This window comes from Acetobacter sp. DmW_125128 (assembly GCF_008704325.1).
Classification (GTDB): Bacteria; Pseudomonadota; Alphaproteobacteria; order Acetobacterales; family Acetobacteraceae; genus Acetobacter; species Acetobacter oryzifermentans.
Genome location: NZ_VHOP01000012.1, coordinates 179,864 through 199,748 on the forward strand (window position 1 = coordinate 179,864; position 19,885 = coordinate 199,748).

At 54.3% G+C, this 19,885-nt stretch carries 18 protein-coding genes and 1 pseudogene; 6 read left to right on the forward strand and 13 right to left on the reverse strand.

Annotated elements, in window-relative coordinates; all coding sequences use genetic code 11:
• Positions 1 to 3: 3 nt before the first annotated feature.
• The 3 genes from lptG to FKW19_RS05675 all read right to left on the reverse strand — a co-directional run bounded on the left by lptG (position 4) and on the right by FKW19_RS05675 (position 4,108).
• Positions 4 to 1,116 (reverse strand): LPS export ABC transporter permease LptG, encoded by a 1,113-nt coding sequence (gene lptG / locus FKW19_RS05665; protein ID WP_006115995.1) that lies wholly within the window; start codon positions 1,114 to 1,116, stop codon positions 4 to 6.
• 16 nt (positions 1,117 to 1,132) lie between these two features.
• The gene (gene lptF, locus FKW19_RS05670) at positions 1,133 to 2,338 is read right to left on the reverse strand and encodes an LPS export ABC transporter permease LptF (protein ID WP_006115994.1); all 1,206 of its coding nucleotides are present in this window, start codon (positions 2,336 to 2,338) and stop codon (positions 1,133 to 1,135) included.
• A 111-nt stretch (positions 2,339 to 2,449) separates the two neighbouring features.
• Complete coding sequence (locus tag FKW19_RS05675) at positions 2,450 to 4,108, reverse strand: hypothetical protein (protein ID WP_063353887.1); 1,659 nt, start codon at positions 4,106 to 4,108, stop codon at positions 2,450 to 2,452.
• A 587-nt stretch (positions 4,109 to 4,695) separates the two neighbouring features.
• Between FKW19_RS05675 and FKW19_RS05680 the strand changes: the two genes are divergently transcribed.
• Both FKW19_RS05680 and FKW19_RS05685 read left to right on the forward strand, forming a co-directional pair.
• Positions 4,696 to 6,546: an ABC transporter ATP-binding protein gene (locus FKW19_RS05680; protein ID WP_089178858.1), complete on the forward strand. Its 1,851-nt coding sequence runs from the start codon at positions 4,696 to 4,698 to the stop codon at positions 6,544 to 6,546.
• Positions 6,546 to 7,265: a GntR family transcriptional regulator gene (locus FKW19_RS05685; RefSeq protein WP_006115991.1), complete on the forward strand. Its 720-nt coding sequence runs from the start codon at positions 6,546 to 6,548 to the stop codon at positions 7,263 to 7,265. The genes FKW19_RS05680 and FKW19_RS05685 overlap by 1 nt, the downstream gene beginning before the upstream one ends.
• A 94-nt stretch (positions 7,266 to 7,359) precedes the next feature.
• On the opposite strand, the gene minE is transcribed toward FKW19_RS05685, so the two are convergent.
• From minE to minC, 3 genes are all read right to left on the reverse strand, one after another.
• Positions 7,360 to 7,695: a cell division topological specificity factor MinE gene (gene minE / locus FKW19_RS05690; protein WP_089178859.1), complete on the reverse strand. Its 336-nt coding sequence runs from the start codon at positions 7,693 to 7,695 to the stop codon at positions 7,360 to 7,362.
• Positions 7,692 to 8,507, reverse strand: coding sequence for a septum site-determining protein MinD (gene minD / locus FKW19_RS05695; protein ID WP_006115989.1), 816 nt, complete (start codon positions 8,505 to 8,507; stop codon positions 7,692 to 7,694). Before minD ends, minE begins: the two co-directional genes overlap by 4 nt.
• Positions 8,508 to 8,645: 138 nt before the next feature.
• The gene (gene minC, locus FKW19_RS05700) at positions 8,646 to 9,344 is read right to left on the reverse strand and encodes a septum site-determining protein MinC (protein WP_006115988.1); all 699 of its coding nucleotides are present in this window, start codon (positions 9,342 to 9,344) and stop codon (positions 8,646 to 8,648) included.
• 133 nt (positions 9,345 to 9,477) lie between these two features.
• On the opposite strand from minC, the gene FKW19_RS05705 reads away from it, so the two are divergent.
• Positions 9,478 to 10,197 (forward strand): glutathione S-transferase family protein, encoded by a 720-nt coding sequence (locus FKW19_RS05705; RefSeq protein WP_193561066.1) that lies wholly within the window; start codon positions 9,478 to 9,480, stop codon positions 10,195 to 10,197.
• Positions 10,198 to 10,201: 4 nt separating this feature from the next.
• Positions 10,202 to 11,416 carry an NAD(P)/FAD-dependent oxidoreductase gene (locus FKW19_RS05710; RefSeq protein ID WP_089178861.1) on the forward strand — a complete coding sequence of 405 codons (1,215 nt, stop codon included), beginning with the start codon at positions 10,202 to 10,204 and terminating at the stop codon, positions 11,414 to 11,416.
• 3 nt (positions 11,417 to 11,419) lie between these two features.
• On the opposite strand, the gene rsmI is transcribed toward FKW19_RS05710, so the two are convergent.
• Positions 11,420 to 12,388 (reverse strand): 16S rRNA (cytidine(1402)-2'-O)-methyltransferase, encoded by a 969-nt coding sequence (gene rsmI, locus FKW19_RS05715; RefSeq protein ID WP_089178862.1) that lies wholly within the window; start codon positions 12,386 to 12,388, stop codon positions 11,420 to 11,422.
• On the opposite strand from rsmI, the gene FKW19_RS05720 reads away from it, so the two are divergent.
• The gene (locus tag FKW19_RS05720; RefSeq protein WP_089178863.1) at positions 12,376 to 13,767 is read left to right on the forward strand and encodes a penicillin-binding protein activator; all 1,392 of its coding nucleotides are present in this window, start codon (positions 12,376 to 12,378) and stop codon (positions 13,765 to 13,767) included. The two genes, rsmI and FKW19_RS05720, sit on opposite strands and share 13 nt — an antisense overlap.
• A gap of 85 nt (positions 13,768 to 13,852) precedes the next feature.
• Here FKW19_RS05720 and FKW19_RS05725 read toward each other — a convergent pair whose 3' ends face one another.
• The 3 genes from FKW19_RS05725 to FKW19_RS05735 form a co-directional block, all read right to left on the reverse strand.
• A complete protein-coding gene (locus FKW19_RS05725; protein ID WP_089178864.1) occupies positions 13,853 to 15,457 on the reverse strand; it encodes a tetratricopeptide repeat protein in 1,605 nt (534 codons plus the stop codon).
• A gap of 138 nt (positions 15,458 to 15,595) precedes the next feature.
• On the reverse strand, positions 15,596 to 16,186 hold the full coding sequence (locus FKW19_RS05730; protein ID WP_006115983.1) for a CarD family transcriptional regulator: 591 nt from the start codon (positions 16,184 to 16,186) through the stop codon (positions 15,596 to 15,598).
• A gap of 65 nt (positions 16,187 to 16,251) precedes the next feature.
• Entirely contained in the window at positions 16,252 to 17,127 is an 876-nt protein-coding gene (locus FKW19_RS05735) for a bestrophin family protein (RefSeq protein WP_006115982.1), read from the reverse strand.
• A gap of 144 nt (positions 17,128 to 17,271) precedes the next feature.
• On the opposite strand from FKW19_RS05735, the gene fghA reads away from it, so the two are divergent.
• Entirely contained in the window at positions 17,272 to 18,138 is an 867-nt protein-coding gene (gene fghA, locus FKW19_RS05740) for an S-formylglutathione hydrolase (protein ID WP_089178865.1), read from the forward strand.
• 5 nt (positions 18,139 to 18,143) lie between these two features.
• On the opposite strand, the gene FKW19_RS05745 is transcribed toward fghA, so the two are convergent.
• The 3 genes and pseudogenes from FKW19_RS05745 to FKW19_RS05755 all read right to left on the reverse strand — a co-directional run.
• Complete coding sequence (locus tag FKW19_RS05745) at positions 18,144 to 18,728, reverse strand: YdcF family protein (protein WP_089179903.1); 585 nt, start codon at positions 18,726 to 18,728, stop codon at positions 18,144 to 18,146.
• Between the two features lie 44 nt (positions 18,729 to 18,772).
• Positions 18,773 to 19,720 (reverse strand): ABC transporter permease, encoded by a 948-nt coding sequence (locus tag FKW19_RS05750; protein WP_035351539.1) that lies wholly within the window; start codon positions 19,718 to 19,720, stop codon positions 18,773 to 18,775.
• Positions 19,717 to 19,885: pseudogene (locus tag FKW19_RS05755) on the reverse strand (cell division ATP-binding protein FtsE); the annotation flags it as partial. The pseudogene FKW19_RS05755 and the gene FKW19_RS05750, both read right to left, overlap by 4 nt.

Consider the following 19,885-nt stretch of genomic DNA (forward strand, 5'->3'; position numbering starts at 1 on the left):
CAATCAGCCATCCTCCAAATGAAGCAGTAACGAAACAGCCAGACATAACCCGGCCAGCGTAGGGGCCCATGCAGCTAGCATCGGCGGAAGTGCCCCCGAATTCCCGAACTGCTCTGCAACCTTGGATACGGTGAAAAGCAGAAAACCCGCCGCAACGCCAGACCCGATCATGCGGGCAACGCCCCCGCGCCGAGATGGACGCATGGAAAACCCCGCCGCAACCAGTGCCATCGTGCCCGCTAGCATGGGCAATGCCAGCAGGGACTGAAAATGAATACGATGGCGAATAGATGAGAAACCTGAGCGATCAAGCAAGGAAATAAAGCCCGGCAGCGCCCAGACAGAAAGCGTTTCGGGGGAAGAAAAACTTTCCTGCACGCGGTTAACCGTTAAATCTGTAGGCAGATCAATCTGGCCAACGTGGTGCAACAAATCATTGGGCCGCACCACAGAGGCATCACTTAAAATCCATTTCAATGTTCCCAGATAGCCTTCGGGAGCTTCGATTCGCATCATCAGCTTGTCCTGATGATCAAGACGGAACACGCTCACATTACGGATACGGAGCAAGCCATCCTTAAGCTGCACGCCACGCGCATGTAGCATGGCAACGCCGTGCGGATCGTACTGACTATCTGATTGCCGTAGCCATAAAGACCCGCTGGACAGGCTGAGCGGCCCACCACCAGTACGCAGGTATTGCTGATCCAGCTCTTCCGCCCGGCGATACATGGATGAAGACACCGGAGAAATCAGGGTGGTGAAAAGAGCACCAATCAGCATGGCGCAGGCTACCGGAGCGGTAAGAAACTGCCATGCGGAAATACCAGCAGCGCGCGCCACAATCAGTTCGGAAGAACGCGTAAGCCGCCAGAAGCAGACAATCCCGCCCAGCAGCATGCCAAAAGGTAGGATTTCCGTGGCAAAATAAGGCACATGAAGCGCTGCAATTTCTGTTACCACATTGGTGGAAACATCTGGCTTGGTGGCGACACGGCGCAACAGGTCAATAAAATCAAACAGGCAGACAATGCCGGTTAGGGAGGCAATCATCGCCACAACGGAAAACACAAACTGCCGCGCAATATAGCGGGAGAGGGTAACGGCAACAATCATCAGGCCGGAAGCCCCTTCAGTTCTGTGTCAGGCGGGCAGAGGCGCGGTCTGCCAGCATTTCCGGAATGAATAGTATGCCTGCGCATATCAGCCCCGGCAGTAATGCCACAAGCGGAATAAGCGGGATAAGGGCCATGTTTCGGCTGGCCAGGTTTTGCAGCAACAGGTTAATGGCCAACAGCCCCACAACAGTCAGCACCGCAGCAAGGGGCCGCTTGATATTGCCGTAGCGCGAAAAAGCTCCACGCAGCACGGCAACCAGCCCCACCATGGCAAAGGAAAAGCAGGTAAGAGGGGATGTAAGGCGGCGCCAGCCTTCTACCTTGAACTTGCCTGTATCGCGCACAGAAACCTGTTGTGGATCTGGGTGCAGCAGTTCCCCCAAAGACATTTCAGCAGCATCCCGAAAGCGGGCATCTTCCTGATGTGCGGAAGACAAATCCATGGAATCCTGCTTGAAAACCAGCATGTTCAGGCGACCTGTCTTATGGTCGATCACCTGTCTGGAACCATCGTACAGGATCACGCGGGGGGTATCATTCACGATCATCATGGACCCATGATTGGCCAGAATTGTGGCCTGATTCCCCGGTTGCCGATCATCCTCCACCATAATGCCGTGCAGCGTGCCATCGTGGCTGCGCGAACGGATATAGACCGTCATGGCATCCGAAACCTTGGTGAACACGCCCTCTTGCAGCATGAAGGCCGCCATCTTGTTGCGGATATCAAATTCGTATTGCCGGAAGGCGTGGTAGGATGTGGGCACAATCCACAGGTTCAGCAAAAAGCCCATTATGGTGGCCATAAGCGCACAGCCCAGCCCGGCCTTTGCCAGCGCAAACTGTGAAAGCCCCGCCGCCTGCATAACCGTAAGTTCGCGGTCTCCCGCCAGCCGTTGATACACAAACAGGCTGACCACAAAAGTGGTAATGGGCAGCACCACCGCCACAAAGGAAGGGATGAGCAGGCTTGTGAGTTCAATAAACACACGCAGGGAAAGCCCTCTGTCCACCACCAGAGAGACAAAGCGCAAAGACTGCATAAGCCAGATGAGCGCGGCCAACCCCCCGGTGGTTGCCAGCAGTGCCACCAGAAGCTGGTGGAACACATACCTGTCCAGCGTGAGGAAACGCGATTTCAGCCAAGACTGAAGTGAACGGACGGTCATACGTCTGTTATCTACTTCACCTGTGCGGGAGGCAACAGCCTTATCATGCATAAAGCAGGTGCAAGCATGTTGCTCCGGTGTGGTTTTTCTTGAAAACTGACAGTTTTATTGGCGCAAACTCTCAAAATTCCGCAATTTCTTTTTTCGCTTTTCGCGGAATTTCTAGAATAGAAGAATCACACCACCAGCAGCCGTGTTGTCGCTTTCCTTGTAAGGGCCGTGGGCGGCAGACGATGTATGTGTGTATTCACCCACCAGATTCAGCCAATCTGTCAGCTTGTAAAAAACAGCCCCAACTTCAGACTGGTTGCGCCGCACAAGAGTAGGGCTGTTTTCTCCCGGAGCCTGATACAGGTTGCTTACGCCGTAACTGCCCACCAGCTTGAGCCTTTTGGTAACGTGGTAGGCCCCCTGCACGTAATACCCTTCGGATGCACGTTTGCGGCCATTTTGCCCCACGCCATCAAAGAACAGCCCGGTGGTACCCAAGCCGCTGCCGCGATAGTAGTAGGCGACACCTTCAAGCGGACCATAGGTAACTTTGGTGCCAATATCGCCCGCTTCTGCCATTGCGCCCTTGCGGCTGTCTGTATTCAGCAAAGTGCTTTGCAGGCCCTGCTGATGCTGAATAAGGAAGCTGGCCCAGATGCGTGTCTGCACCTCGCCAACCTTGAAATCATACGTAACCTTGCCCTGCACCATGGGGGAGGAATGATGCTCGGATGAGGCAGACAGATCGCCCCCGGCAAAATTAAATTCATCCAGCGGCTGGAAGATACCGACAGTGCCTTGAAAACCGTGAATGGTGGGTGAGGCGTAGGAAATCTGCGGAATCCAGTCTGCGTACACATAACCCACACCAATGCGGCCCAGAGATGTGTTGCCCGGAGCTGCGTTGTTGCCGGAAGCACCGACGCTGAGCAGCGTGGCATCGTTCAGAATAGCGTCGGAGCCAAACAGCGCCAGATCACGCCCGACCTTGAATGTGCCGATATTCTTGTTGCCAAACGTAACGTAAACCTGACGCAGATCGATACCAGCAGTGCCAAGCCCAACGGGGCTGCCGCCTGTGTTGGCGTTAAAGGCCCCGTTTTTGGCGTTATCAATACCCGGATACATGCCCAGAACGGCAGAAATATCCATACCGCGCTGCACGGTGCTAAGCTTGAGCACAAAGCCAGCAGGGAGCAGACCGTTACGCACAGCAGAAGAATCAAACCCGCTGGAACCGGTGGAAACACCCCCAGCCACGGCTTGCCCGCCAGCGGGGCTGTTGTAGGTGTAAAAGCCGTTCACAAAGCCAGAAAGGTTGATGTTGATGGGGCCTGCCATAAAGGTAAGCCCTTTGCCGGGCACGTATTTTGCCACCCGCACCACATCGTCGCCTTTAAGGGATTTGGCAGCTTCTTCGGCAGAACGGGCGCTGGCTTCTGCGCGTTCTGCGGCACTTTCGGCCCGCATGCCGGAATCTTCTGCACCGGGGTCAAACTTGATGCCGGGTTCGTATTCATCACCGCCAGCCCCATGCCCGGCATGGGCCACCATGCGGTGCCGTGTGCCCGAAGCCGCTGCCGTGCGGCCAGAGCCTGAACCACCTCTGCCGCCTGAAGATGCACGCTCGGTTTGTGCTGGAGCGGCGTGGCGCACGTGTTTGGCGAGCAGCGTATCGTATTCATGCTTGGTTAGGCTGCCTTTGGCGCGCAGCACATCCAGCAGATCGCTATAATCATCAGCCAGAGCAGCTTTGGGCAGCATGGCAGGCGAACCAGCAACCGATGCGGCCATAACCGTGGCAACCAGCGCCTTTTTTCCCGATGCCATAAAACCGTGCTCCCCTAAAAACCTGCTCTCTCTTACTGTGGATCAGATTTCCTGCCGTCAATACGGCGTAAAAAGGCAGCAGCTTTGTGAGCCAAGAGGGCAACGATGCAGCAAAACCGAACGCATTGGTAGGAAAATCCCCATTCTACACTGCTGCGTAAACAGCAAAACGTATTGGTTCCATAATGGAATGGGATAAATATAATTCTTTAATATCAAGGAAATAGACGATTATTTTTTGCGTTCGAAGCAGAATGAAAAACAGTATGAATTAAAAATGACGTAAGCAGTTTTGACGATAAAATGCTATATATACAGCACAAAAAGTGAAGAAAAGTGTGCTTGCAAAAGTTCCACTCATCACGGAATTTTTATTGTTATAACAATAATTTACGTCATTTCTTGAGGGTGTTTTTGATTGGCGACGTAAAAGGGTGCGAAAATTTCCCCGTAATTGCAGTACTTTGCATCATAATTTGCCATTATGCCGCCGTGTTCGCGCCGCACAGCACATTTTGGTGTCTTGAATTTAAACTTAGCTGGGCAGGGCAAGTGGTTCTGCCAAATCAGTAACGAAAGCAAACACAGTGTCGGCGGAAAAAGAAAAACACAGTCAGGCTTGGCCACACAGCGCTCAGCAGCAAGCTTTTTCTGCTGAGCCCATTATAACGGTGCCGGATGAGGAACTGCCACATTATGCCGGGCGGCCCGTGGCGTTTTTAGTGCGTTACATGCGGCATAGGCCTGTGGGGCATGCGTTGGTATTTGGCTCTGTTGGATTGGCTATTGGCTGCATTGTGCTTTCATCTAACGGTATCCGCCGCCTGGTGGATCTCATGACAGGCACATCCCCTACAGGGGATGTTATGGCCGTATGGTCTGCCGTTGGGGTGCTGATTGGCCTGATTGTGGCAGACAATATCTCGTGGCGTATTGCCGGGTGGTTTGCTGCCCGCACTTTTGTAGCGGTTACGGGGGATATCCGGCAGGATCTGTTCCGTTTTCTAACAGGCCATTCTCCCGCCTATTTTGCAGACCGTATGCCCACATCGCTTGCTGCACGTATCGCTACCGCTGGCAATGTGAGTTTCACCATAGAAAACTTGCTGGCATGGAGCGTATTGCCCCCTAGTCTAAATGTTCTGCTTTCTGTTGTGCTGATGTTGTCTGTCAGCACCATTATGGGCAGCGTGACAGTAGTGCTGGCCATTGGGCTATGTTTGCTGATGTTCCGTCTGGCCGTAAGGGGCCGCACTCTGCACGGAGATTACGCAGCCGCAGCCGCCGGGCTGGAAGGTGAAACGCTGGATGTTATGGGCAATATTGCACTGGTGCGGGCCTTTGGCATGCGCAACCGTGAGCGCGAGCGTTTTAATGCCCTCACGCAACGGGAAATGGGCGAACGCCTGAAGTCTCTGCGTTACATGGAAAAGCTGCGCATGATCCATGCGTTGCTGACTGCGGTGCTCACTACGGGTTTGCTCATTTGGGCCGTGTTGCTGTGGCAATGGCAGCAGGCAACCGTTGGGCAGGTGGTCATGATTATTACGTTGGGCTTTGCCATTCTGCACGGCACGCGGGATCTGGCTTTGTCTATGGTGGAAACCATCCAGCATAACGCACGGTTGTCCGAAGTGCTTTCCTCGCTACTTGTGCCGCATGATATGCCAGATGCTGAAAATGCCGTGCCGATGAAAGGCCCAGTGTTGGGCGATGTGCAGTTTCAGGATGTGGTGTTTGCGTATCCTGGTGGCGCCGCAGTGCTGGACCACTTCAATCTGCATATTCAGGCAGGCACCCGCGTAGGGTTGGTGGGGCGTTCGGGCTCAGGCAAAAGCACGGTGCTGGCCCTGTTGCAGCGCATGCGCTTTGTGCAGTCTGGTAGTGTGTTGATAGACGGGCAGGATATTCGCGATCTTACAGAAGATGCACTGCGGGCCTGCCTTTCCATTGTGCCGCAGGATGTCTCCTTGTTGCATCGCTCTGTTATGGAAAATATTCGCTACGGCAGGCCAGATGCCACAGATGCAGAAGTGCGTGCCGCAGCAGCCGCTGCCGGGTGTGCCGCATTTATCGACGAATTGTCTGAAGGGTTTGCTACCATTGTAGGAGATAGGGGCGTAAAACTGTCTGGCGGGCAGCGCCAGCGTATTGCCATTGCACGCGCCTTTTTACGCAATGCCCCTATTCTTATTTTAGATGAAGCCACAAGCGCGCTGGACACAGAAAGCGAACAACACGTACAGCAAGCACTAGACAGGCTGATGGTTGGGCGCACGGTTATTGCTGTAGCGCACCGGCTTTCCACCTTACAAAACTTTGACAGAATCGTTGTGATGCAGGAAGGCAGGATTATCGAGGATGGTTCTCCTGCGCAGCTTGAACAGCAGGATGGCCCGTATCGGCAGTTTCTTAACAGGCAGATGACACACGCATAATGACAATCATACAAACACCACAGGCGTGGAAAAACCTGCGACCCGAAGGGCGGGGCGAAGCACGAGGTGCCCTTGCAGCCTATGCTTACCAGCAGATACGCGACAGGCTGATTTACTGTCATTATCAAGGTGGTGAGCGCTTGGTTTTGCGCCCGCTTGCGGCTTCATTGGAGTTAAGCCCAACTCCAGTGCGCGAGGCGCTGTTGCGCTTGGTTTCAGAACAGGCGCTGGAACTGGATGAACGCAATACAGCCCGTGTGCCGACCACCACGCGCGCACTGTTTTTAGAAATTCATGGTGTGCGGGGAGATCTGGAGGGCCGTCTTACCCGAGATCTGGTTACGCACATTACCCAAGAACAGATTGCGGTGCTGCGCGAAAAGCATCGGGACTTTATTGTGGCATATGAAAACGCAGACCCGCATAAGACCGCTGTGGCCAATGCTATTTTCCATAGCACGGCAGCAGGTTTTTCCCGCTTGCTGTTTACCGTAGGGATTATTCGCGGGCTGTGGGCACGTATGGGGCCAATTTATGCAGCAGCTAACAGCTTGCCTACAATGAGCCCAGCAGACCCAAACCATCCGCATCTGCAAATTCTGGCCGCGTTTGAAAAGCGCGATGTTGAGGCCGCAACAGATGCATTGCAGCGTGATTTTCTGCAAGCCAGAGAATGGCTGGAACCTTTGTTGCCAGAAGAACAGCCAGTAACAGTTTGAATTTGAAGTAAAAATACACAAGCCTGCCAGACCGGCAAGGGTCAGGCAGGCTTGTGTATCTGTGTGCGGCGTAAAGCCCCGCAGTCAGGCAGGTTTAGGCTGGTTTGGTTTTGCCACCAGCCGGAGGTTTGCCAGATGCCGCAGTTTTGGCTTTGTTATCCGCTTTGTCTTTGTCTGACAGGCCCGGAACTTCCACATCAATTTCCAGCATGGAACAATGCGCGCCACGATCCAGCTTGATCTGAACCTTGTCCTGATCAACCGCAACGTGCCGTTTAATAACTTCCATGATCTCGCGGTGTAGCTGAGCCAGCAGGTCATCCTTGCCGTCACCTACACTGATGCGTTCATGCGCCAGCAAAATCTGCAACCGATCCCGCGCAACGGGGGCGGAGGAGCGGCGTTTAAAGAGGTTGGAGAGGAAGGTCATGAGACTCTCCGTTTGAACAGCCAGTCAAACAGGCCTTTGCGTTCAGTTGGAATGGTAACTTCCACTTTTTCACCCAACAGGCGGCGCGCTGCTTCTGCATAGGCGCGGGCTGGAGCGCTTTCCGGTTCGGCAATCGTAACAGGGGCGCCCACGTTGGATGCTTTCAGAACATCCGGGCTTTCTGGAATAATGCCAAGCAGTGGAATGGAAAGAATTTCAAGCACATCATCCGTAGCCAGCATGTCACCGCGTGCGGCGCGCTGCGGGTCATAACGTGTCAGCAGCAGGTGCTTATCAATTTTCTTGCCGCTTTTGGCCTTTTCCGTTGTGCTATCCAGCATCCCGATCATGCGGTCACTGTCTCGCACAGAGGAAACTTCCGGGTTGGTGACAATAACAGCCATATCAGCATGGTGCATGGCCATTTGTGCGCCACGCTCAATACCGGCGGGGCTATCACAGATGACCCAGTCAAACTTTTTACGAAGTTCTTCAATAACCTTGGCAACGCCCTCTGTGGTCAGGGCATCTTTATCCCGCGTCTGGGAGGCTGGTAGAAGGGAGAGGGTATCAATCCGCTTATCCTTGATAAGCGCCTGCGCCAGATTGGCGTCACCCTGAATAACGTTAATCAGGTCAAACACCACGCGGCGTTCCGCCCCCATAACCAGATCAAGATTACGCAGCCCGACGTCAAAATCTACCAGCACGACTTTCTGGCCGGTTTTGGCCAGTGCGGCTCCCAAGGCTGCGGAGGTTGTGGTTTTACCCACACCACCCTTGCCTGACGTGACGACCAGAACCTTTGCCATCAGTATTCCTTTTTATATCTCTGCGGGGTCATACGGATGAAGCCATGATGACCTTGTATGGCGATAACATGACAAGCTGCACCTAAAAAGAAAACTGCCAATATCTATTTAGTCTTAGTTTTCTTTTTATTTATTTTCTTACGGCAGCGGACGGAACAAAAGTGCCTCCCCCGAAAGCAGAACCTGTGCGGGCTTTTCTGTGCAGGCGGGGTCCATTTCTTCCGCCGTGGCATAGAATCCATCTATGGCCACAAGTTCGGCGGCCAGATTGCGGGTGTAAATCCGGGCATTGCCGTGCCCGCCAATACCTGCAATGGCCCGCCCGCGTAAGGCGCCATAAATATGGATAGACCCCCCGGCAGAAACTTCCGCCCCAGAGGCCACAGCCCCCAGAATAACCACATCGCCATCTGGCCAGACAATATGCTGGCCGGAGCGTACGGGGTCTTCTATCAGCAGGGTTGTGGGGGGGGGTGGGCCTTCGGGTTCTTCTTCTGGTGCGGTAATTGGGCCCGAAGAGCGACCCCCCACCGGGCTTTCAGGCCATTCCCAATCTGCTACGGCAGGCCATGAGCGATCACCGTTTTCTATGCCCAGCACACGTATGCCACGTTCTTTGAGTGCAGGCAGCAAAAAGGCAAGGTTGGGTGTATCGGCCTGCATCATGCTCAGATCAAGAATAACAGGTTTGCCAGCAAAAAAGCCAACAGACCGCGTGATCTGATGATCCAGCGCCACCAGCCAATCTTCCAGTGGGGCTTCCGGCGTGAGGGTGAGCGCCAGAAAAGAGCGCCCGGACATACGGATACGAGGGAGTGGGGGATGTGTGCCGGACAAGAACAGCCGCTCTCGAAATAAAGATCAGGAATAACAGATGCACAGGATAATGGCGTTACAGTGCAGTTGGGAAGTGTCTGTTACGCATTGGATGCATGAAGGCAAGGGGATGGTGGGAATTTGATGTGCTTTCATGCTGTTTTCCCTCTGGCGTTGGGGCAGGCAATGGCATAAATCATCGGGTATGCGTACCCTCTTTCATTTTCCCCTCTCTCCTGCCAGCCGTAATGTTCGGCTTGTACTGGCGGAAAAGCGCCTGCCGTTTGAGGCCATTATTGAACGGGCATGGGAACACCGGCCCGAATTTTTGGCCATGAACCCAGCAGGTGATGTGCCGGTTCTGGTGGAAGATAATGGGCTGATTGTGCCGGATTCGTATGTGATCTGCGAATATCTGGAAGAAGCATATTCCGATACGCCGCTGCTGGGGCGCACGCTGGCAGAACGTGTGGAAGTGCGCCGCGTAATGGCGTGGTTTGATACGCTGTTTGCGCGCGAAGTTTCTGGCCGGTTTATTGATGAGCGGGTGATGAAGCGCCTAAGCGGCCGCGGCAACCCAGATGGCACCGCGCTGCGTGAGGCCTATGCCGCCATGCGCCCGCTTATGAAATACGTGAATGATCTGGCAGAAAACCGGAACTGGCTTGCTGGTAATTTTCTGTCTCTGGCAGATTTTACGGCCGCTGGGCATCTGTCCTGCCTGGATTTTATTGGCGATATTGATTGGAGCAAGGTGCCAGCTGTGCGGGACTGGTACGCACGCATGAAGTCTCGCCCCTGTTTCCGTCCGCTTCTGGCTGATCGGGTTTCTGGCATAACGCCGCCTGAATATTACACCAATCTGGATTTCTGATCTTTTGAAACACCAAACGGCGTGGCACGCGCCAGATGTGCTGGTTATTGGCGGCGGTGCCGCAGGGCTTATGGCTGCCATAACGGCAGGCCAGCATGGGTGCAGCGTTGTTGTGGTGGAACACGGGCCGGAAGTGGGGCGTAAAATCCTTATTTCCGGTGGTGGGCGCTGTAATTTCACCAATACAGAAATACGGGCAGACCGGTTTTTGTCTGCCAACCGGCATTTTGTAAAATCAGCGCTCAGCCGCTATAAGCCGGAAGATTTTCTGGCCCTGTTGGCCAAACATGCCATTGCATGGCACGAGAAAAAGCTGGGCCAGCTTTTTTGCGATCATTCAGCGCGGGATATTGTTTCCATGCTGTTGGCAGAATGTGGCGCAGCAGGCGTGCGTATTCTTACAGATACACGCATTCGCCACGTCAGCCGCTCTGGTGATGCCTTTCGGGTAGAAAGCTCTGCCGGTGAGTTTCAGCCAAAAGCCGTTATCTTGGCCACGGGTGGGCTTTCCATTCCCAAATTGGGGGCCAGCAGCTTTGCGTATGATGTGGCGCGGCAATTTGATGTGCCCGTTATCAAACCAGAGCCGGCCCTTGTACCACTGGTGTTTGATCAGCCGCAGGATGGGTGGTTGAAAACGCTGGCTGGTGTTTCTCTGCCCGTGCGTGTGACGTGTGGCAAAACAGCGTTTGATGAAGCTTTGCTGTTCACGCATCGGGGGCTTTCTGGCCCAGCCTTGTTGCAGATTTCTTCCTATTGGCAGGCGGGGCAGGCTGTAAAGGTGGATATGCTGCCGGGGCAGAATTTGGCGGCATTGCTGATGGGGCTAAAAAAAGCTGGTTCCAAAGCTAAGGCACCAGCAGCTTTGGCCAGATGGCTGCCGCAGCGTTTGGCCGCAGCCTTGGCAGCGCAAAAGGCATCTGAGCGGCCTATGGCGGAATGGGCCGATAAAGATATTCAAGCCTTGGCGCAGCGTGCGCAGAACATGCAACTTTACCCCACAGGCACAGAAGGCTTTGCCAAAGCAGAGGTGACGCGTGGTGGGGTGGATACACGCGCACTGTCTTCTCGCACCATGCAGGTAGAAGCTGTACCCGGGCTGTTTATGGTGGGTGAGGCTGTGGATGTTACGGGCTGGCTGGGCGGCTATAACTTCCACTGGGCATGGGCCAGCGGCCACGCTGCGGGGGAAGCCGCAGCGCAGTTTCGTGCTGTATAGGTTTTAGCTTTTTGCAGCTTTAATTTCGGCAGCCAGCTCCAGAGCGCGCGTATAAACGGTGCGCTTTGGCAAACCCGCTGCTGTTGCCGCCAGTGCTGAGGCATCCTTAACAGAATGTGTTTCCAACAGGCTGCGCAAGGTGGTGTCCAGATCATCTTCAGATGTCTGCTCCGGCTCGGCCGGGCCAAGGAGCACGGTTATTTCTCCGCGCGGGGGTGTGGTGGCGTAAAAGGCGGCTAGGTCACCCACAGTATCACGCCGCACTTCCTCAAATTTTTTGGTCAGTTCCCGCGCTACAGCACAGGGGCGTGTGGGGCCAAAAATTTCCGCCATATCAGCCAAAGTTTCAGCCAGCCTATGCGGGGCCTCGTGCCAGATTAGGGTTGCGCTCAGGCCCGCACGTTCCGCCGCATGTAGCTTGGCAAAGCTTTCCTTGCGGGCTGATGAGCGCGGCGGCGGAAAGCCAATAAACATAAACGGATGTGGTGGCAGGCCAGAAAGTACAAGTGCTGTTAATGCCGCGTTTGGGCCGGGTACGACTGTAACGGGCACATTGGCTTCTATGGCCGCGCGCACAAGGCGGAAGCCGGGGTCTGATAGCAGGGGCATGCCGGCATCAGAAACCAGCGCAATGTTGGCGCCATCTTGCAAGCGGGCAATCAGGCCGGGAATACGCTGGCGCTCATTATGTTCATGCAGTGCTTCTGTGCGGGCAGAAATACTGCGTTCTGTTAGTAGCCGGGCGGTGGTGCGCGTATCTTCACACAGAATCAGGTCTGCACTGGCCAGTGCTTCGGCACCACGCGGGCTGAAGTCCCCCAGATTGCCAATGGGGGTGGCAACCAACGTAAGACCGGGGCAAGAAGGCGCATGACTTGGCGGCTTTCCTTCGCTATGGAGGGGGGAAGTCCGGTCGCGGTGTTCATCAGGCCGGTTGTTTGTGGAGGACGATCTTGATGATGACGCGTGCATGTTCGCTCCTGTCTGGACTTTCCAGCCAAGGTCTGGCGGGAAAACAGACATGGCGCAAGGCCGGTCTGGCTGCTTTGGGCATAACCGGCATGGCTTTGGCTGGCTGTGCAGACCAATCTCCCTCTGCTGGTGGTGGGGTTTCTAAGCCTGTAGCCAGCCACAAAATTGGGGTTCTGCTGCCTCTTAGTGGCCCAAATGCCGGGCTGGGACATGAACTGCTGGCGGGTGCGCAGCTTGCAGTTGGCAACACAGCACCCACGGACCCAACAGGGTTGCAGTTAGATGTGCATGATACAGCCGCAGCCGGTGGGGCATCTGGCGCGGCTACTGCTGCTGTAAGTGCCGGGGATGGCCTGCTGCTTGGCCCGCTTACCAGTGGTGATACCGCAGTTGCGGCACCCGCCGCACAGTCTGCCGGTATTCCGGTTCTAGCTTTCACCAGTGATATTTCCCAGGCTCGTTCTGGTGTGTGGATTATGGGTATCACGCCAGAAGATCAGGTGCAGCGTCTGGTAGAACAGGCACGCCAGGATGGGCGGCGTAAGTTTGCGGCGCTTTTGCCCAACAACCCGCTAGGCCATGCGCTGGGGAATGGCTTGCAGTCTGCTTGCCATGATCAGGGTTTGCCAGAGCCCACAATTGTGTATCACTCCGGCACGGCGGCCAGTATTTCGCAAAGCCTGCGTGATATTTCCAATTACGATACACGCTTGCAGGCTGCAAAAGGCAACAGCAGTGAGCCAGCGCCTTATACGCCAGATGCCGCCACAGCCGATGCAGATGCCGCCAAAACGGCAGACAAGCTGCCTTCTAATCTGGCGGCAGCATTGGGCACAGATGGTAGCGCACCAGCAGCGCCAACAGATACGCCCAAGGCAGAGACTCCCAAGTTAGAAGCGCCACCTTTTGATGCGCTACTGCTGGGTGATACCGGCCTGAATCTGAGAAACGTGATTGTGGCGTTGAACGAAACCCAGATCAGCCTGCCATCCGTGCGTATTATGGGGCCGGGCCTGTGGGCTGCTTTTGCCACTAAGCTGGGGGCCATTAAAGGCGCATGGTATGCCGCGCCAGATCCTACGTCTCGTCAGGCTTTTATTACGCGTTTTATGGCGGTTAACCACCATATGCCCAAGCCACTGGCCGATTTGTCTTACGATGCTGCCAATGTGGCCAAAACCGTGGCGCAGAGTGGTGCTTCTGGGTATCCGGCCAGCGCACTTACGCGGTCTGAAGGGTTCTCTGGCGTCAATGGTCCGTTTACGCTGCTGCCTGATGGGCGTGTTCGTCGTGCTTTGGGTGTGTTTGAAGTGATTGGCGGCGGTAGCCCTGCCAAAATGCAGAGTGCTCCAGCAAAGGCCAACGCAATATCTGGTTGATCTGGTTGTATTTGTAGTAAAAGCTAAAAAGGGCTGCCTGATATATTTTCAGGCAGCCCTTTTTATTTGCTGTGCATAAAAGAAATTATTTTTTGTGCTGTGCCAGAATGGTTAAAACCTGCGCAACACGTTCCACCACATCATCCCACTTTCGCGGGGTGGTCTGGCGAATAATCTGCAACGTAGGGTACCATGGGCTATCTGTGCGCCCACTCAGCCAGCGCCAGCAGTTATCATACCGATCCATCAGCAAAACCGGCTTACCTAATCCGCCAGCCAGATGCACTACAGAGGTATCTACCGTGACCACAACATCCAAAGACATGATGAAGGCCGCTGTATCATCCATATTGTGGAGGAGATGTGTGGGGTCATACAATACCATGTTGGGCGGTGGGTCATTCATCTGCTCGGCATAAGGGCCTTTTTGCAAGCTGATGAGATTAACGCCTTCCACATCTCCCAATGGAGAGAGAGTGTGCAGGTTTATGGAGCGCCTGCGGTCTACAATATGGGCTGAAATTGTATTGGGCCGTGGTGCACCGCCCCATACCAGCCCCACATTCAGGTTATCATTTTCAGGCAGAAATTTTGCCAGTTCGCGCACTTTTATGGTGTCTGCCCGCAAATAGGGCACGGGCGCACCCATGGCATCTGGCGTGGCAGAAAAAACGCGGGGCAGGCTGATAAACGGGCAATGCCAATCAAACGGCGGGGTAGTGCCACCTACCTGCACAATTTGTGCGCCAACAACCCGATTACAGAGTTCGCCCAGTGTTTCTGGTACCCATAAATGTGGGATGGCCCCCCGGTCTGAAAGTGGCTTGATGTAACGCAGATACATTAAAGTATCTCCAAGCCCTTCTTCCTGCGTAATCAGGATACGCTTACCCCGGATATCCGTATTCGGCCCAAGCGAAGGCATAAGAGTGCTTGGCGGCAGGCTGGTATGGCCGGGCAGGCGCAAGCGCCATTCATGTTCTGCCCAACCTTGTGCATAACGCCCTGCTTTAAGCAGTGTAATGGAGTGGTTCAGGCGGATTTGCGGTTCTGTAGGACGCAGAGAAATGGCACGCCGATAGTAATCCAGCGCTTCATCCAGCAGCCCTTTGCCTGCCAGCATACATCCGATGTTTGAAAGTGTGCCTGCATGATCTGGCTGCGTTTCCAAAACATTTTGGAGGTGTGCCAAAGCTTCATCAAAACGGCCTTGTTCAAGAAGCGCCATGGCCAGCAGGTTGTGGGAGTGCATGCTGTTGGGCCGTAGGTCAACAGCATGGCGTAACAGACTGATAGCTTCATCAAACTGTCCGCATTGCACCAGCAAATTGCCCAGAATATCATAAATACGGGCATCCTGCGGCGTGCGCTCCAGAGCAGCACGGCATACAGCTTCGGCTAAGGGGCGTTTGTCCAGTTCCGCTAGCAGATCACTCAGTGCCTGTAGCGGATGCTCCGTGCCAGCATGGCGGGATGCAATATCGCATAGAATTTCTGCGGCTTCTTCCGGCTGGTTAGTGCCTGCAAGACAATATGCATACAGGGTTTTGGCCAGATCATTATTGCTGGTGCTCAATGGTTCCAGAACAGCAAGCATTGCGTTGAAGTGGCCCGCAATAATTTCTGTACGTGCGCGCCGCAACGTCAGTTGATCGGGCATGGTAGGGGCAGAAGCAGCAGGAGTATTCATGATGGCATTAGGTATCGTTTAAAACAGATGAATGAATAACACGAGGCAGGCAATGTGTAGGCAAGAAAAAACCCGACACGATAGTGTATCATGCCGGGCGATGAACCTGAATGTCTAAAGTAACGGAATGTAAAAGGTTCAGGCAGCTTTCATAACTGCTGTCAGGGATTCCAGAACTTCAGTCGGGTCTTTCTTTTCCAAAACGGCCACTTCGGCCACAAAACGTTCCTGCGCGGCTTCAAACAGCTTGCGTTCGCTAAAGCTGCCATCCAAGCTATCTACGTTGCGGCGTAGATCACGCAGCACTTCGGCAATCTGTACCAAATCACCCGAGTTGATTTTTTCCTGATATGCCACGGCGCGGCGGGCCCACATGCCTTTGCTAACATGCGGCTTACCCTTGATAATGGCCATGGCTTTATCTACAATCTCGCGCGAGACAATTTTGCGCAGGCCAGCCTTACGGGCCTTGCTGAGCGGGATGCGCAGTGTCATCTGGTTGCCGGGGAAGGAAATCTGGATTACTTCCAGCTTCGTTCCGGCAATTTCATCAACCCCTATCCGGTCTACCCGCCCCACGCCATGGGCGGCATAGACAATGGCATCGCCTTCCTCAAAAGGATCTTCATCCTTTACTTTTGTTTTTGCTTGGGCTGCCGTAGCAGCTGCAGCGGTGCGTGCCATGGCGTCTGTCACGCCGCCTTTAGGAGGTGCTCTGAACGTGTTCATAGCTATAGCTTATAGCATAAAACCGCAGCGTTGTCTTGTAAAAGAGAAAACTGCGGTTCTGCTATTCAGTATTGTACGCCGTTTACAGCGCCAAGTGGTGGGGCTGTTGGGTCTCCGGTAGGCTGGGTGACGTCAATTTCAATATTTCGTGCCATTGTTGCCATGGGCAGCGCATGCGGTGTGCCAGAAAAAGGTTCCTGCAGGTCATTCGCACTTTTATCCAGCACCAGAAACAGGCAGCCCACCAGTGATGAACCCAGCGGCGTAATCCATTCCAGCGTCTGCACCATGGAAAGGGGCAGCACGATACAAAAGATATTTACCAATGTGCGCGGCAAGGCTGAAAACTGCATGGGCAAAGGTGTATTGCGGATACGCTCCAAACCACCCTGCGCGTTGGCAATGTCGGACAAAATGCGGTCAATCTGTCCATGCACCGCGCCATCAATGCCCTTTTTATTAACTTCTTCCGTAACGCCCAGCCCAATCTGATACAAAATAGCATTGGGCTTGTTGCGATAATGAACAATCGCATCCTGCATATAAGGCGGAAGCAGGCGCTGGATATCGGCCGAGGCATCTTCCTTTCCCAATGCCATGCGCAGGGCGTGGGGATAGGCGGCAATGGCGTACATCAGATCATGCCGGTCTCCCAGCAATGTGCCCGCCTGTCGGCCAAAGGAGCGGCAGTTATTGGTAATAGCGCCCCATAACGTGCGGGCCTCCCACCAGCGGGCATAGGCGCTGTTGCTGCGGAACCCCATGAACAACGCCAGTGCAGAACCAATAAGGGAAACCGGCAGGCTGGGCTGTTCCATCCACTCCTGATGGAACACCTGAAAAAGCACAACTACAATTAAATCCCACCCTGCCATAAGCAGGATAACACCTAGAATTTCTTTTCCGATAATGCGTAGCCCGACCCTTTGGTCAACAATCATTCACAAATCCTCGCGTGTCACAAAAGCGTTCTTGCCTGAACCTATATCAACATGGCACGAAAAAAGGAGTTTCTTAACAATACAGATATTTATTTCATATTTTTCAGCATGAGTGCGGATTTTTGAAGGATCAGGAGGGCAGAAATGGATACGCAACCGACCAGCTTGCAACTGCGTGAGGAGCATGAATGCCACGGTGGTAAAGTGCAGTTTTATGAGCACTTTTCCCATACTCTGGGGCTTGCTGCCCGGTTTGGTGTATTCTTGCCGCCCGCTGCATGTCTGGGGCAGAAGGTACCGGTTGTCTATGCACTGGCTGGACTAACCTGCACGGAAGAAACATTCCTGATCAAATCCACTGCACTGGCAGAGGCTGCGCATTTGGGGCTGGCATTGGTGGCTCCGGATACATCACCACGCGGTGCAGGCGTGCCGGAAGAAGATAAGGACTGGGATTTAGGCACCGGCGCTGGTTTTTATCTGGATGCCACGCAAGCGCCTTGGTGCAAACATTACCGTATGGGCAGTTACATCGCGCAGGAACTGCCAGAAATTGTGGAGCAGGCGTTACCGTTGGATAGTGCGCGGCGTGGCATTATGGGCCATTCCATGGGTGGGCATGGTGCGTTGATACATGGTTTGCGTGCGCCGACCTTCTGGAAATCCATATCTGCTTTTGCGCCTATTGTGCATCCGGCGGCTGTGCCATGGGGGAAAAAGGTATTTACCGCGTATTTGGGGCCAGATCCGGCCATGTGGCGGGCATATGATGCGGTGTGCTTGTTGGAAGATGGCTACAAACACCCCAATGCCATTCTGGTTGATCAGGGTAAGGCAGACCAATTTCTGCAACGCGAACTTCAGCCGTGGCACTTGCAACAGGTGGCGGAACAGGTGGGGCAAAAATTGAACCTACGCCAGCACGCGGGGTACGATCATTCCTATTGGTTTGTACAAAGTTTTGCAGCAGACCATTTGCGCCACCATGCAGAAAACCTGAAAGTGGGTTAAATTTTTCAGGAATGGAGGGTGCGGCTCAGGCTGGGAGAGGTAAATCCCCCCAGTGCGCCCAACCATTTGAGATACTCCAAAGCCAGAAGCCGTAAAGATGAACGACGCAGAGGATGTTCCATGGCTGGAGGCAACACAGGGTAGGGGTACAGGGTGACATCAGGCAGTGTGCGGCTGAGTTCCAGCAATGCGCGGCGCATGTGGTAACTGGCTGTAACAACAATGAGCGAAGTAATATGGTTATCAGCAACCCAAACGGCTGTTTCCGTTGCGTTGCCAATGGTGGAGCGTGCCTGATAGCCAAGAGTAATACGTTCTGCCAAAGCCGGAGGTGCGGTGGAGGGTAAAAGTGCGCCCAGTGTGGTTTGGGTGTCCACGCCGGAAATCAGCAGTCTTTCACCCTGATTACGCGCTAGCAGATTAAGCGATGTATCAATGCGGCCCGCGCCACCTGTAAGCGCAACAATGCCATCTGCATGGGGCAAATAGCTTGGGGGGCGCAGGGCATCATTTACAAACCAGCCAAATCCACCAGCAAATGCAAAACAGGCCAGCAATGCCAGCCGAAGTAAAAGCCGCACAAAAAGCATGATCGGGCCAGAAGGGCGTGGCCCGGATGGTTTGTGGTGAGGGATTAAGGGAGCCGCCGTAGCCATAGGCGTACCATGCTTTGTGTTGTAACCCAGCAGATAAAGGCCGCAACAAATGGCAGTGCAGCAAAGGCAACCAGCATATCTGTTGGAATAACACTTTGCAGAGTGTGCCAATCTGGCAGCAACAGCGTGTCAGACTGGAGTGAGATATTGGCAAAAGGTGCTGCCATTCTGAACAGAACCAGCAAAGGCACCATAGCCAAAACAGTGCCTGCCAAGCTGCCACCTAGCCCCAACATAGCTGTGCGCCAAGCAAAACGACCGGCAATATAGCCATCGGATGCACCCAGCCCATGCAGGATTTTAATAATATCGCGCCGGGTTGAAAGGCCTGCTCGTGTCGCAAGGCCGGTTACAAGCGTGGCAATGCCACCAACGGTTAGCAATGCCAAACCAGCACAGGCCAAAAGGCTGTTTGCCAGTGCCCTCAGACGTTCTCCCCAGCTTGCATTATGCTCAACAATGGTGCCGGGCACATGCGCGGTAAGGGTTTGCTCCAGATCATTAGGGAGCTGCGCATTGTCTGGCAGACGAATGCGGATAATGGCTGGCAGAGGAAGGGCCGAATTATCCGCTTCACCCAACCAAGGTTCTAAAAGCCGTGCCAGTTCCTCTTTATCCAGACGGTGCATCACCGAGCCGGGGGGCAAGGTGTTGAGGTCTGCCAAAACGGCTTCTGCGCGGGTGGGGCCTGCGGGTTCTTTTTTGCTGGTAGGGGTAAGAGGTTGATCTGGATCTGGCACCTGCACGGTAACAAGCTGGGCAGCACCTCCGGCCCAGCGGGCAGAAAGCGCACGCGCACCTGTTGCTCCAGCAAGAGTTAAGGCTGCCAAAAAACTCATCATGGCTACAAGCGCAAACAGGCTGCGGTCTGGTAGGGCTTCGGAAACAGATAGGCCATCCTTGCGGCCAGAAAAGGGCAAAATCATATATCTGCCCCTTCATCCTGCACCAGTCTGCCACGTTCCAGATAGAGGGCAGGGCGTTGCAGCCTGCGTATCAGGGCCTCGTTATGCGTGGCCACAACCATGGTGGTACCCATGTCGCTGAGTTCAGCAAACATATCCAGCAACCGGTGGGCTTGGCTTTCTTCC